Genomic DNA, 12148 nt, shown 5'->3' on the forward strand with positions numbered 1-12148 from the left:
TCGAGACCGAAGCAGCCCGCCGCCTCGCCGACGACCTCAAGAGCGAGTGATCACCCGATTACCCAACACTTTCTGAGGGCTGCGCGCGGCGTCAGCGCGCGAACTTCTCGACGGCCTCCGGGGTGACAGGGGTGAAGAAGTTGACGAGATTGCCGTCCGGGTCGCGCAGCAGCAGCGACCGGTTGCCCCAGGGCATCGTGGTGGGCCCGTTGACGAAATCGGTGACGAAACCGGTCAGGTCCCGGTGGACACGGTCCACATCGTCGACGAGGAATTCGGTGATCACGCTGTGGTTGTCCGCCGGGCGGGCGGAGCCCGGGGCGAACAGCGCGACGGTGCGGTCGCCGGCGATCGCGAGAGTCGCGCCCGCGGTCGTGAGTTCGGCGAAGTCCTTGGTGGCCCACACGGCCCGTACCCCCGTGGCCCGCTCGTAGAAGTCGACGAGTCGCGCGACGTCGCCGGTGATGACGCGGATCGAGACGAAGTTCATGGAAATCTCCTTGGCCGTGCTGAGGCGTGCACGTCGCAGGCTAGGAGAAATAGTGGACAGAACCGGTCCGGTATTCGCGTTAGGCTGCCGGGCATGCCCCGACCCACCGGCCGCGTGCTGACGCTCCTGGAACTGCTGCAGTCGGGCGGCACCCGCACGACGGCCGAACTCGCCGACCGCCTCGGCGTCGAAGGCCGCACCGTACGGCGGTACGTGGACCAGCTGATCGACCTGGACGTGCCCGTGGAATCGGTGCGCGGCCGCTACGGCGGATACCGGCTGGCGCCCGGCTACCGCCTACCTCCGCTCATGCTCAGCGACGACGAGGCGCTGGCCGTGCTGCTCGGCCTGGCCGCCGGCCGTCGGGCGGGACTCACCACGGCGGAGCGCACGGCGAGCGAGACGGCGTCGGCGAAGATCCGGCGGGTGCTTCCCCGGCGCACCGCCCACCGCCTCGACACGCTCCTGGAAGCCCTCGCCTTCACGGACCGGCCCGGCGAGCCGGACCACCCGGACGCCGGGATCCTCCTCACCGTCGCCGACGCGGTGCGCCACCGCCGACCCGTCCTTGTCCGTTACACCGACCGCGACGGACGGCACAGCGAACGCACACTGCACCCGTACGGGATCGTCGCCCACGCCGGCCGGTGGTACGTGACGGGCCAAGACGCCCGGATCGGCGAGGACCGGACCCTGCGCCTCGACTGCATCGCCGCCGCGAGGACCCTGCCCGGCTCGTTCGAAGCACCGGCCGGTCCGGAGCCGGCACAGCGCGTGCTGTCGGGATTCGCCACGGCCGAGTACCGGCACGAGGTGGCCCTGCGGATCCACGGCACGGCCGAGCAGATCCGCGCGTACCTCCCCGCCGGCGTCGCGAACCTGGAGGACCACGAGCCCGCGGCCGGCCAGGACCCGGCCGCCGAGCGCTGGCTGCGCGTCGGGATCCGGGCGCAGCGGCTCGACTGGGTGGCGCGGACACTGGCCCTGCTCGACCGGCCGTTCGTCATCGAGCGCCCCGACGAACTGCGCGACCTCGTCACCGCACTCGCCGATCGCCTCGCCTCCCGCGCCCGCCAACCCGACCACGCACCCTCCGCGCAGCACCACCCAGCCCACTGAAGGAACCGGCCGGGCCGACAGACAGCACCGGGCTTCGGCCACCCGGGCCTCCCGGCGGCCTCCGGGACCGCGGTTCCCGCCGATCCCGCGGCCGGGCCCGTGCCGGCCGGCGCCGTACCCCGCAGCCGCCACGATCGCGATGACGACGCGTCCGGCCGCCGCACGGACCTGGCCGGGGACCTGCCCTCCCGGTCAAGGACGACGGCTCGCCCGTGCCCGGCGCGCTGCGCCTGGGCATCGCCCCGGGCAGCCACAAGCACGAGGCGTCCATCCCGCTCCACGCCGCCGTCGAGGCGATGGAACGCCGAGAGCACCACCCCTCCCGGCTGACCCACTCCTACGGCACCGACGGCACCCCCACCGGCACCGAGCAGGCCGGCGACACCGAGAACACCGACACCGACGACGACGCCGGGACCGACGACCAGGAAGGCGACAACTGATGGCCGGCGGATTTGGGGGCATGTTCGGGCGGACCCGCGAGACGCTGTTCCCCTCCCGCAAGGCCCCCGCGCAGACCACCACCCAGGCCGGACAGGTCCGGATGCGTAAGTACGACGGCAACACCAAGGCCATGGCCGCCGCCCACGGCGTCTCCCCGCGCACCGTCCTGCGCTGGATCGACGGCACCCGCCACCCCGCCGGCCGCCACCAGGACAAGCTGCGCCTGGACGCGGTCGAGGTGCAGACCACCGAGCGCGGCCGCGAGCGCAAGGCCAAGCAGCTGGCCAGGCTCGGCGCGTACTCCGGGATCACCGCCCGGGTCGGGCGCGCCCACACGTTCGACATCCGCGGCTCGGACGCCGTCCGCGCCCGCGACGTCCACCTCGGCCTCACCGGCGACCAGGCCGCCGCCCTCGCCCGCGCCCAGGACGAGAGCGAGATGCGCGAGACCATCGGCGAAGCCCTCGCCGAGTACTTCAACGGCGGAGGCGGCTACGCCGGCTTCACCGCCGGGGGCCGGCCGCAGCGGAGCTGCAACCGGGCGTGCGAGTCGCGGGCGTACCGGAAGGCGTCCGCCGAGCGCCGGGAGGACGTCGTCGCTGCGGCGCTTGTCCCTCCGCGCGGAGGTGTTGACGGGGCGTCGGAGGGCCCCGGCTCCCGCCAGGAGCTGTTGGACCGGGCCGACGCCGTGCGCCGGACCACGGTCCACGAGAGGGGCGACCGTTCGCCTGCCGCCCAGGAGCAGGCGGCGCCGTACAGCACCGGCCTCATGCGTCACTTCTCATCGGGCGCGAACACGTCCCGCAAGCCGTCGCACGCACCCGAGCGCGTTCGGACGCATCTCTGCGCTGTCGCAGCACCGGTGCCGGGACGGGCACTCTCGAACTCCACGGTCGCGGCAGAAGGCTTGTCGGCGACTCGAACACTCCTTGCGAGGTGAACCATGACCGCCGGTGATCTCGACACCACGTTCGGCACGTCCGGAACGGTCACCGTGAACTTCGGCCAGCAATCCATCGCCAACGCACTCGCCATCCAGTCCAACGACAAGCTCGTCCTCGTCGGCCGTGTCGGCCCCGTTGCCACCGGCGACTGGGGCATCGCCCGTCTGAAGAAGGACGGAGCCCTCGACCCGAGCTTCGGCACCGGCGGGATGGTCACCATCAACTTCACCGCCGCGGAAGACGTCGCCCGCGCGGTGGCCATCGACTCCGGCGGAAACATCGTCGTCGGCGGATTCGCCGGTTCGGAACTGACAGGCGCCATCGCGTTCGCCCGCCTGACCTCCAGCGGCGCTCTCGACACCACGTTCAACCCGAGCGGCAGCGTCCCGGGCACTGTCACCCACCGCATCGACCCCACTCTCGGCAACGCGGTACGTGCTCTGGTCATCGACTCCTCCGGCAAGATCCTCGGTGTCGGAGTCGCCGGGGCGGACCCGGGCCTGATCCGCCTCAACGGCAACGGCTCCCTCGACACCACGTTCGCCGGGGGCGCGGGCAAGGAATCGGTGTCCATCGGTGCGGCCGGGCACGTGTTCGCGCTCGCGCTGCTGTCCTCGGGCGAGTTCGTCGTCGCCGGGTTCGACACCACCACCCCGACCCTGGACGACTTCCTCGTCGCCCAGTTCACCTCCACCGGGTCCCTCGACACTGCGTTCGGGAGCAGCGGCTTCACCGACACCGACTTCAACGGCCTCAACGACCTCGGCTTCGCCGTCGGCCTGCAGAGCACCGGAAAGATCGTTGTCGGTGGCGACACCGACTCCACCGACCCCGTCGGCCTCAGTGGCGACGTGAAGGCCGGATGGACCCGCTACACCACCGGCGGCGCCCTCGACACCACCTTCGGCACCAGCGGCAAGACCCAGATCAACCCCACCCTGGTCGCCGACGGCGTGCGCGGCATCGTCATCGACAGCAGCGACAGGATCGTCTCCGCCGGGTTCATCGGCGAAACCAACGCCCTGACCAGCTTCGCCGACCCCGTCGCCGGCAGCTTCGGCGTCTACCGCCTCACCTCCAGCGGCGCGGTCGACACCAGCTTCGGGGCCGCCGGCGTCGGATGGGTCCGCACCACCTTCGCCAACGGCGGCGACGGAGGGCGCGCCGTCGGCCTGCAGAGCAGCGGAAAGATCGTCGTGATCGGCGGCGCGACCACCGGCATCCTGCCGCAGCTGAACTTCGCCGCGGCCCGCTACCTCAGCTGACACACCCGGGCAGCCGATCCGCTCCACCGAGGGGCCCCTCGTACAGCGAGGGGCTCCTCGAAAACGCGTGATCAAAAGGCGCAGACCCTGCCCGCAGCGGGCGCCGCCCTCCTCCGTCCCGAAGCTCGGTGCCTCGCACAGGCGCAACGTGGAGCGCCAACGGACAGCGGAGACCCCGTCGGCGGCGGCCTCGGTGATCCCGGCGACCTGCGGCAGTGATGTCGCTACCGCCTGGCATGATGCCGGCCATGGTGAGGACACTGCGCATCGAGGGCTTCTCCGCGACCGACCGGCCGATCTCCACGCCGACCACCAAGTTCGGCGGCCGGCCCGTGTGGCTGACAGACCCGCAGTGGCCGATCAGTGCGGCATGGGACCGGCCGATGCGCTTCGTCGCCCAGATCGAATTGGGCCCGGTGATCGGAGCGGCCGGCCACGGGAAGGTGGCCTACGTCTTCGTGACCCACGCCGATCACGAAGAGGACTTCTTCGACCCCGACATCATCGACCCCGACGGCGGCGAGAATGCGGTGATCATCCAGCCGGGAGGCGACCACGCCGGCCCGGTGCGCCCGCTGACGACCGGACCCGGGTTGTACGGCATCGACGGGTCGAAGGTGGAGTTCACCCTCAACCTCCGCCCCGCCGACGAGCCCGCTCCCATGACGGACGAAGAACTCGAAGCCCTGCCCTCCGCCGACCGGGACCGCTGCATCGAGCTGATCGACGGCGACAAGATCGGCGGAACACCGCTGTTCTTCCAGGGCGACGAGTGGCCGGACGGCGGCCCTTGGCGGCTGCTGCTGCAGTTGGACTCGAACTGGGTGCCGTTCCACCTCAACCTCGGTTCGTCGCCGAGGCTGTTCGCCTTCGTGTCCGAGGACGGCGCCCGGGGCAGACTGCTCGTCCAGGACTCCTGAGCCGATCGGTACCCAGGCCATCACCCAGGATCACCTGTCACAGGACAGACACCCGCCCAGCGCTGAGGTGGGACAGCCGCAACCGGCTGCTGCGTTGTGCCGGCCCGGCCGGGACCACCTGTGCCTGGTCGTCCGTGACGACCGGGCCGTCGGCTGGGTCGAGGACCACCTCGGTGGCGTTGACGGCTGAGTGGCCTTCGTCGGCCTCGGCGACCCACCCGTCCACCTGGCCGACGCCCAGGTGATGACGATCCCCGAAAACGGCCACCCCGTGCTTGACGGTGGGCCAGACCTGCTCACCTTGGTTCCCCATCTAGGGATGGTCAGCCGGCCCGCGTGAACGCCGAATCCGTGTCGCATTCGTGCGGGGTACTGCGCCGTCCGGTTTGTCAGTGGGAAGCCGCGCCCGGGTCGTTGGGGTGGGGTTCGAGCGGAGTGACGACGGCGGTCATCCAGGGCCACAGCGGCAGGGTGCCGAGCACGTCGGCGCGCAGTTCGGCCTCGCTGCCGGCGCGCCAGATGCCGATGCTGCGCTTCTCCCCGATCGGTCGCCACAGCCTGAACAGCTTTCCAGCTGCGGCGAGTTCGCGGGCTCGGACGGCTTCGGCGGCGCGGCGGCGGTCGACCTCTTCGGAGGGGACCTCCGGGGGGACGGCGGTGGTGATCTCGACCAGGAAGTCCTGCATGACGCTGCTCCTCCACTCCGGCGGGCGAGGCCCGAGCCGGGCGGCCGGGGCGGAACCGCTGCTGTCCATGCTCCGCCGGTGGGGCGGAGGGTGCCACGACCGGCGTCCTCCGGTCCGGGAGGCGCAGCCTTCCAGGGGTCGTAGGATGCGGGCCGTGGAGTTGCGCCAGTTGCGGTACTTCGTCGCGGTCGCCGAGGAGTTGAACTTCGGTCGGGCCGCCGCCCGGCTGCTGATCGCGGGGCCGTCGCTGTCCCAGCAGATCAAGGCGTTGGAGCGGGATCTCGGGGTGGTGCTGTTCGACCGGGACCGGCGTTCGGTGGCGCTGAACAGGTGCCGGACGCAGGTGGAGACAGGTGGGCTTGCCGCCGTACGCAGGTGTCCGTTTGCCCTGGTCCATCTGTTTCATCCGTGTCATGAGAGGCCTGTTTTCCCAGGTGGGAGCGTTTTGCGTGCGCCATCTGTCTCCGGCCGGTGACCTCTGTCAGGTGACCTTGACCGTTTGCCGTTCGATCTTGACCACCGGGGGTTCCCGTCACCTGATCCTGACCGGTGGCGGGGGAAGTGTTGGAGGCTGTTGCATGGGCGTACGGCGATGCCGTGCCGGCGGAGTGCGTCGGCTGCCGCCGGATTAAATTGTGTCGCTCTGTACCGGGGTGGGCGGTTACGCTCCGCGCCATGGAGCTGGAACTGGACCGGGCACTGGAACCGCTGCGCCGGGTGCTGCTGGAGCGCGGGACCGGCCGGCTATCCGGAGACGGTCGCCGCGGCGGTGGAGGCTGCGTGAGCGGCACTGGCCGGCGGGGTGGACACCCCGGGCCTGTGGGAGCTCGGCGTGCTGTCCGGCGGGGATGTTCTGGAGGTGCGCCGGTTGCTGGCCGAGGTGGAGCAGGAACTCTGGCCGGTGCTGCGGCTGCCCAGCGCTGTTGAGGGCCGAGACCGGGCGTTGGCCCGGTACTGCCTGCGGGACCTGCTGGACGGCCGCCTCGATCCGTTGGTGGCGGCCGAGCGGGTCGGCTTCGAGCTGTGCCCCGCCGACGACCCTGGCTCGCCGCTGCGGCCGGTCCGCGGATGGCTGTATCGCGCGGAGGACCAACAGGAGCACTCCGGCGGGTTGACGAAGGAGCTGGTGGCCGAGCTGCACGACCTGGCCGCCCGGCTGCTGGTCGGTCCGCTGTCCTGACGGTCGGGTTCCGACGGTGCGCTCCGCCCCGGTGTCGGGCGGTCAAGATCATCTGTCAAGCGGTCAAGATCTACTGTCAGAGGACAGTGGCTTCGCCGCGTCGGTGGAGGGCCTGATCGCGACGTTGTCCCATCTCAACGGAGTTCGACCGGTCGATGGTTGTCCAACCGAAGTCTGACCGTCGGGTCGGTGTCCACGGCATGGTCACAGCCGATCTTGTCGGGGATGGTGGCTAACCTGCGGTGAAGCCGAAGGGCGGCGATCGGGGAGGAGCTGCAGTGGGTGGCAACGAGTGGACGATGACCGGGCCGTACCAGGAGGACCTGGCAGCGGCGTTTCGGCAGGCGCAGGACCTGGAGCTGGTGCGGGACGATCGGGGTTTTCCGGGGCTTGGCATCGTCGAGTTGTGGCAGGACGAAGCGTGGCAGGAGTACATCGCGACCGGGGGCACCGGTACGGTGCTCGACTTCTGCGAGTTGGCCGTCATCGAGGACGAAGTCCCCTTCGTGATGCGTCCCTTGTCCCAGGGCGAGATCTTGGCCTGGGCTCCCGACGGCCGTCCGACCCGCGAGCAGTGGGATGCCGCAAAGCGCCGGTTGCTTGACCCGATCGGGCGTGGGCAGGGCCGCTGCACGGTGCTCTATCGCGATGGTCGGCCGGCTGCGGTCGGCTACTGGGGCTGTACTGCGGACTGACCCCGGCCCCGGAGCGGGAGCCGGTCAAACGTCGTTGAGACGGGACGGTCGATTTTGACCGTTTGTCAAGTGATCTTGACTGGTGCCGGGTTCCTGCCGCTTGGTCTTGACCGGCGGCAGGGGAGGGGGAGCACCGCAGGCTCCTGCTGGGCCAGGCTGGAGGGCCGGCGCGGAGGTTTCATCCGAAGTGGTGGTTTGTCCTCTCGACGGGGTGGCGGGGCGGTGCGCTGCGGTGGGGTGGGTACGGCTTCGCCGTCCGCGCGCAAGCAGCAGTCCCCTCACCTCAAGGAGAGCAGATGCCCGACCCGACGCCGCCAGGAGTCTTCGTGAGTGAGTCCTCCGGCGGAGTACGCACGATCACCGGAGCGGGCACATCGGTCCCGGCGTTCCTCGGCTACACGAAGACCTCCGGCGACGACGCCCCAGACGCGAACCCGCAGCCGTTCACCGACGCCGAGCGTGCCGTTCCGCAGAAGATCGGCAGCTGGCGGGAGTTCGCCGCCCGCTACAGCGTCCAGGCAATCGCCAAGGACCTCGCGGACGCGACCGATCCGGCCACCGTTCATTCGCTGCAACGGTGTCTGCCGCTGGCCGAGGCGGTCTACGGGTTCTTCGCCAACGGCGGGGACATCTGCTACGTGGTGGGCTTCACCGGCCCGCAGGACGCCGTCTCGCCCGAGGCCCTCAAGGGGGACACGGATGCCCGCAGCGGCCTCGCCGGCCTGGAGGCCGTGCCCGAGGTCACCATGGTCGCTGTGCCCAGCCTCTGGGACATGACCGCGGACGTCTCCGCCGAGAAGGAGGTGCCCGCGCCCGACCATGCCGCGGGCGTCAGCAGGATGGCCGAGGTGCTGAAGCACTGCACCGAGCAGCGCAACCGGCTGGCGATCCTCGACCCGCCGCCCGGCCTGACCCCGGCCCAGGTGGCGGCGTTCGCCGACACGCTCGCCTCACCCGAGACCGACGACGCCGCCTTCACCGCCCTGTACTACCCATGGATCACGGTCCCGGGTGTCGACGCCGTCGAGCGCACCGTGCCGCCGTGCGGCCACCTGGCGGGAGTCTGGGCCCGCACCGACGCCGAACGCGGCGTCTTCAAGGCCCCCGCCAACCAGAACCTCCGCGGCGCGCTGAAGATCGAAACGATTCTGACGGACGACGAGCACGGTGAGCTGAACGCGAAGGGAGTCAACTGCCTGCGCGTCTTCCCGGACCGGGGCCTGCTCGTGTGGGGCGCCCGCACCAGGTCGACCACCCGCGACTGGCGCTACCTCAACGTCCGCCGCCTGGTGTCCTACCTCTCCGACTCCATCCGCCAGTCCTCGACGTGGGCGGTGTTCGAGCCCAACGACGAGCGGCTGTGGGCCACGTTGCGGCACGCCGTCGCCTCGTTCCTCACCGACCAGTGGCGACAGGGCGCCCTTGTGGGGCGTACGCCGGACGAGGCGTTCTACGTGATCTGCGACGCCACCAACAACACGGCCGAGACCGTGGACGACGGCAAGGTCGTCTGCGACATCGGCGTCGCACCCGTGCGCCCCGCCGAGTTCGTCCACTTCACCATCACCCAGATCGCCGACCAGAGCGGCACGACCACCTGACGGCCGGCCTGTCCGCCCCGCCCCGGCGGGGCGGACACATCCGGTCAAAGTCTGGTGAGACTGGTCAAACTTCGATGAGATGGGTCATCAGCTTTGTCTTTGACGGGCGATCTTGACCGTTTGCCAGGTGATCTTGACTGGTGCCAGGTTTCCGACAGGTGATGTTGACCGGTGCCGGGGGAGGTGGGCCTGCCCTGCCGCTCGGTAGGGCAGGATGTCGATGCTGCGGGGTCAGGGAGCGAAGTACCAGCAGTACAGGTCGAGGCGCTCCTCCGCGCGACTGCCGGCCAGGGCTGCCACACGTTCGAGGAGGTCTGCCGCGTCGGCCGGCGAGATCTCGTCGTCCGGTTCGGAGGTCGCCTCGGCCCACGCACGAGCTGCGGCTCGGAGCCGGGCTCCTCCCGCAGCGGCCAGAGCCCTGCACAGCGGCTCGGGGACGACGAAGGCGGTGAATCCGTCGTTGGCCATGGGCACCACGTCGCGCAGGGTGCTCCTGGCGCCCGTCAGCTGGGCTTCCCACCGCAGAACCGCGTCATCGGGGTAGATGCCGTCGCACGGTACGGCCGGGAAGTCGTGACTGCGGCGTGGGCCCACCCGCAGGGCGGACTCGTCGTCTTTTGCAAGGAAGAACTCACCTACGCGCACCATCCGCCGATCTTCGCAGTCCCAGAGGCCACTCATCCGAGCGGCCGGCCTGTAACGGCCACCAGCGACGGCGAGGCGTCCGGCTCTCCGGATCGGTCAAACTCACCTGTCGATCGGTCAAGGTCACCTGTCAGGGGAATCTGACCAGTCTCATCGGAGTCCGACCGTCCGAGATCCCGCTCATCGAACCTTGACGTCACAGGTCAGGTGCGGTGCGGACGTGGCTGAGCACCTTCCTTCCGACGTTGCCGAGTGCTCGACGCACTCCTCGGCGATGACGACCCGGTTCATCTGGCGCTCCGCGCCCAGATGCCCCACCTCCGCGTGCACGGGCCTTGTCCGTGCGGATGCGGCACGGCCTACTTCGACCTCGACACGGCCGCGGTTCGGTCGGCACCGTCCGGGCCGCGCACCGTGGTGGCCGCCCAGGCCCTGATCTGAACCGAGAACGGTGACTGCTCCGGCGAAGTCCTGGCCTTCGCCCAGGCCGACTACCTCTCCTGGCTGGAGGTTTGCTCCTGTGGCTGGCGCGCTCGTCAGGGGCGGGGCCGGTCCGTGCGCTGTGCAGGACGCTCGGGGGGTTGTGGGGCGGCGTAGAGTGCGCGGTCGTCAGGATCCGTACAGCTTGGGGGCTCGGTGTTCGGCTGGTGGAAGCGGGCGTTGTGGTGGAGGGCCGCCGTCGTGGCGGCGGCCTCGGGGTGGGCGCTGCTGGGGCACGCGCCGTGGTGGTAGCGGCTGGTGCTGGCGGTGTTCGCGGTGGCTGGCGCGGTCGATCTCGCTCTGGGTCTGATCGAGCGGTTCGGGCAGCGGAACCGCGCTCGCACCGGGCAGACGAAGCCTGCTCGGCGGTAGGTGCCGACTGCGCCGAGCCAGACAGTCATGATCACCTGCCAGAGGTCAGTCTGTTGACTCGTCTCACCGAAGTTCGACCTGCGAGGGTTTGTCTCATCGAAGTTTGACCGCCGGGCTCAGAGAGGTCGTCTTCGGCGGCGTTCGGGTTGTCCTGTCGCATTGAAGCTGTCGGATTCTCGCAGCTTCTCGTTCGTGCTGTCGGATTCTCACCGCGTCGTGCTCTGAGCGGCGACGTTTGCCCCGTACGTGGGGTTTGATCCCATTTTCATGGTCCGGTTCTCGCTGTACCTGACACGGTCGTTCTCGGCAGGCACGCGGAGCCGGGGGTCACCTTGCCGGAACCCGGCGGGTCGGAGTCGTCGGCGGTGTCGGGTCCGCGGACGAGGTTGGCCACGCGACGTCGTCGATGGCGAGCCACGGCGCAGCGGCTACGGCGGTGGGTGTCGCCCCGGTGAACGCCTTGACCTCGCGGTGGAGGTGGGCCTGGTCGGCGTAGCCGGTCGCGGCCGCCACCGTGGCGGCGGCGTTGCCCGCCGCGAGAAGGTGGGCGGCGTGGTCGAAGCGCACCAGCCGGGCGGCGTGCTTGGGGGTGAGGCCGATCTGGGACCGGAAGCGGGACCACAGGCGCTTGCGGCTCCATCCCACCTCGTTCGCCAGGCTGTCGACGCGCACCCGTCCCCGGCTGGTGAGCATCAGCCGCCAGGCGGCGGCCACCTCCGGATCGGGCGACGGGCGGGTGTTCATCCGTCGGCCGAGGGCGTCCACGGCGATCGTGAACCGCTCGTCCCACGACGCGGCGGCCCGCAGCCTTTCCTCGGCTCGCCCGGCGTCACGGCCCCAGACATCCTCCAGGGAGACCACCGTCCCGCTGAGGTCGGTCGGTGCGCCGAACGCCGCAACCGCCAGGAGCGGCGACAACCGGATCTGGAGGCACGCGATCCCGCCGGCCGCCCGGCCGCCGAGCCGAAGGTCGCCCGGTGCCAGTCCGGCGACTGTGCTGCCGCGCCCGCGCCGGCCGTGGGCGTCGTGGACGAGGCCGTCGCCGGACTGGCACCGGGCGCACGAACAGGGTGACCGAGGGGTGCGCGACCATGGCGATGTCCACGTGCGCCGGAGCGCATTGGCGGAACCCGGCCATGCCGACCCCCGGCAGCCGGCCCGGCTGCCGGGGCACGGCGACCTCCACCGACGCCCAGTCGGGTGGTGATTCGGCGGCGGACTTCACGGCACCAGGCTAAAGGCTGTCTCGTAACCCTGTGGGCTGGGCGGCGTTGGTCTGGGTGTGCAGGTGCTGTCGGCGGAGCGTC

General features: G+C 70.6%; 12 protein-coding genes and 2 pseudogenes. 9 read left to right on the forward strand and 5 right to left on the reverse strand.

Features of this window, described 5'->3' with window-relative positions:
- Positions 1 to 91 precede the first annotated feature (91 nt).
- Positions 92 to 490: a VOC family protein gene (locus IEZ12_RS36510; RefSeq protein ID WP_189278609.1), complete on the reverse strand. Its 399-nt coding sequence runs from the start codon at positions 488 to 490 to the stop codon at positions 92 to 94.
- 93 nt (positions 491 to 583) lie between these two features.
- Between IEZ12_RS36510 and IEZ12_RS36515 the strand changes: the two genes are divergently transcribed.
- From IEZ12_RS36515 to IEZ12_RS36535, 5 genes are all read left to right on the forward strand, one after another.
- Positions 584 to 1609 carry a helix-turn-helix transcriptional regulator gene (locus IEZ12_RS36515; protein ID WP_189278611.1) on the forward strand — a complete coding sequence of 342 codons (1026 nt, stop codon included), beginning with the start codon at positions 584 to 586 and terminating at the stop codon, positions 1607 to 1609.
- A gap of 212 nt (positions 1610 to 1821) precedes the next feature.
- Positions 1822 to 2052, forward strand: a complete 231-nt coding sequence (locus IEZ12_RS36520) for a hypothetical protein (RefSeq protein WP_189278613.1) — start codon at positions 1822 to 1824, stop codon at positions 2050 to 2052.
- 20 nt (positions 2053 to 2072) lie between these two features.
- On the forward strand, positions 2073 to 2993 hold the full coding sequence (locus IEZ12_RS36525; RefSeq protein ID WP_189278615.1) for a hypothetical protein: 921 nt from the start codon (positions 2073 to 2075) through the stop codon (positions 2991 to 2993).
- A gap of 3 nt (positions 2994 to 2996) precedes the next feature.
- On the forward strand, positions 2997 to 4262 hold the full coding sequence (locus tag IEZ12_RS36530; RefSeq protein ID WP_189278617.1) for a delta-60 repeat domain-containing protein: 1266 nt from the start codon (positions 2997 to 2999) through the stop codon (positions 4260 to 4262).
- A gap of 248 nt (positions 4263 to 4510) precedes the next feature.
- Complete coding sequence (locus tag IEZ12_RS36535; RefSeq protein WP_189278619.1) at positions 4511 to 5182, forward strand: DUF1963 domain-containing protein; 672 nt, start codon at positions 4511 to 4513, stop codon at positions 5180 to 5182.
- 37 nt (positions 5183 to 5219) lie between these two features.
- Here the strand turns inward: IEZ12_RS36535 and IEZ12_RS36540 are convergent, their stop codons facing one another.
- Together IEZ12_RS36540 and IEZ12_RS36545 are read right to left on the reverse strand one after the other, a co-directional pair.
- The gene (locus tag IEZ12_RS36540) at positions 5220 to 5495 is read right to left on the reverse strand and encodes a hypothetical protein (RefSeq protein ID WP_189278621.1); all 276 of its coding nucleotides are present in this window, start codon (positions 5493 to 5495) and stop codon (positions 5220 to 5222) included.
- Between the two features lie 76 nt (positions 5496 to 5571).
- Positions 5572 to 5868, reverse strand: coding sequence for a muconolactone Delta-isomerase family protein (locus IEZ12_RS36545; protein WP_189278623.1), 297 nt, complete (start codon positions 5866 to 5868; stop codon positions 5572 to 5574).
- Between the two features lie 145 nt (positions 5869 to 6013).
- Here IEZ12_RS36545 and IEZ12_RS36550 point away from each other — a divergent pair.
- The 4 genes and pseudogenes from IEZ12_RS36550 to IEZ12_RS36565 form a co-directional block, all read left to right on the forward strand.
- Positions 6014 to 6193 (forward strand): annotated as a pseudogene (locus tag IEZ12_RS36550) (LysR family transcriptional regulator); the annotation flags it as partial.
- Between the two features lie 477 nt (positions 6194 to 6670).
- Entirely contained in the window at positions 6671 to 7048 is a 378-nt protein-coding gene (locus tag IEZ12_RS36555; protein ID WP_189278625.1) for a hypothetical protein, read from the forward strand.
- A 278-nt stretch (positions 7049 to 7326) separates the two neighbouring features.
- Complete coding sequence (locus tag IEZ12_RS36560; protein ID WP_189278627.1) at positions 7327 to 7743, forward strand: hypothetical protein; 417 nt, start codon at positions 7327 to 7329, stop codon at positions 7741 to 7743.
- A 326-nt stretch (positions 7744 to 8069) separates the two neighbouring features.
- Positions 8070 to 9344: a phage tail sheath family protein gene (locus IEZ12_RS36565; RefSeq protein ID WP_229848680.1), complete on the forward strand. Its 1275-nt coding sequence runs from the start codon at positions 8070 to 8072 to the stop codon at positions 9342 to 9344.
- 231 nt (positions 9345 to 9575) lie between these two features.
- Here IEZ12_RS36565 and IEZ12_RS36570 read toward each other — a convergent pair whose 3' ends face one another.
- Together IEZ12_RS36570 and IEZ12_RS36575 are read right to left on the reverse strand one after the other, a co-directional pair.
- Entirely contained in the window at positions 9576 to 9992 is a 417-nt protein-coding gene (locus IEZ12_RS36570) for a hypothetical protein (protein WP_189278631.1), read from the reverse strand.
- Positions 9993 to 11168: 1176 nt separating this feature from the next.
- Positions 11169 to 11979 (reverse strand): annotated as a pseudogene (locus tag IEZ12_RS36575) (helix-turn-helix domain-containing protein).
- Between the last annotated feature and the right edge of the window lie 169 nt (positions 11980 to 12148).

Source organism: Kitasatospora griseola (assembly GCF_014648555.1).
Classification (GTDB): domain Bacteria; phylum Actinomycetota; class Actinomycetes; order Streptomycetales; family Streptomycetaceae; genus Kitasatospora; species Kitasatospora griseola.

Coding starts and splice junctions, on each gene's coding strand:
- IEZ12_RS36510 (WP_189278609.1), bottom strand. CDS start 490: ATGAACTTCGTCTCGATCCGCGTCATCACCGGCGACGTCGCGCGACTC.
- IEZ12_RS36515 (WP_189278611.1), top strand. CDS start 584: ATGCCCCGACCCACCGGCCGCGTGCTGACGCTCCTGGAACTGCTGCAG.
- IEZ12_RS36525 (WP_189278615.1), top strand. CDS start 2,073: ATGTTCGGGCGGACCCGCGAGACGCTGTTCCCCTCCCGCAAGGCCCCC.
- IEZ12_RS36530 (WP_189278617.1), top strand. CDS start 2,997: ATGACCGCCGGTGATCTCGACACCACGTTCGGCACGTCCGGAACGGTC.
- IEZ12_RS36535 (WP_189278619.1), top strand. CDS start 4,511: ATGGTGAGGACACTGCGCATCGAGGGCTTCTCCGCGACCGACCGGCCG.
- IEZ12_RS36540 (WP_189278621.1), bottom strand. CDS start 5,495: ATGGGGAACCAAGGTGAGCAGGTCTGGCCCACCGTCAAGCACGGGGTG.
- IEZ12_RS36545 (WP_189278623.1), bottom strand. CDS start 5,868: ATGCAGGACTTCCTGGTCGAGATCACCACCGCCGTCCCCCCGGAGGTC.
- IEZ12_RS36570 (WP_189278631.1), bottom strand. CDS start 9,992: ATGGTGCGCGTAGGTGAGTTCTTCCTTGCAAAAGACGACGAGTCCGCC.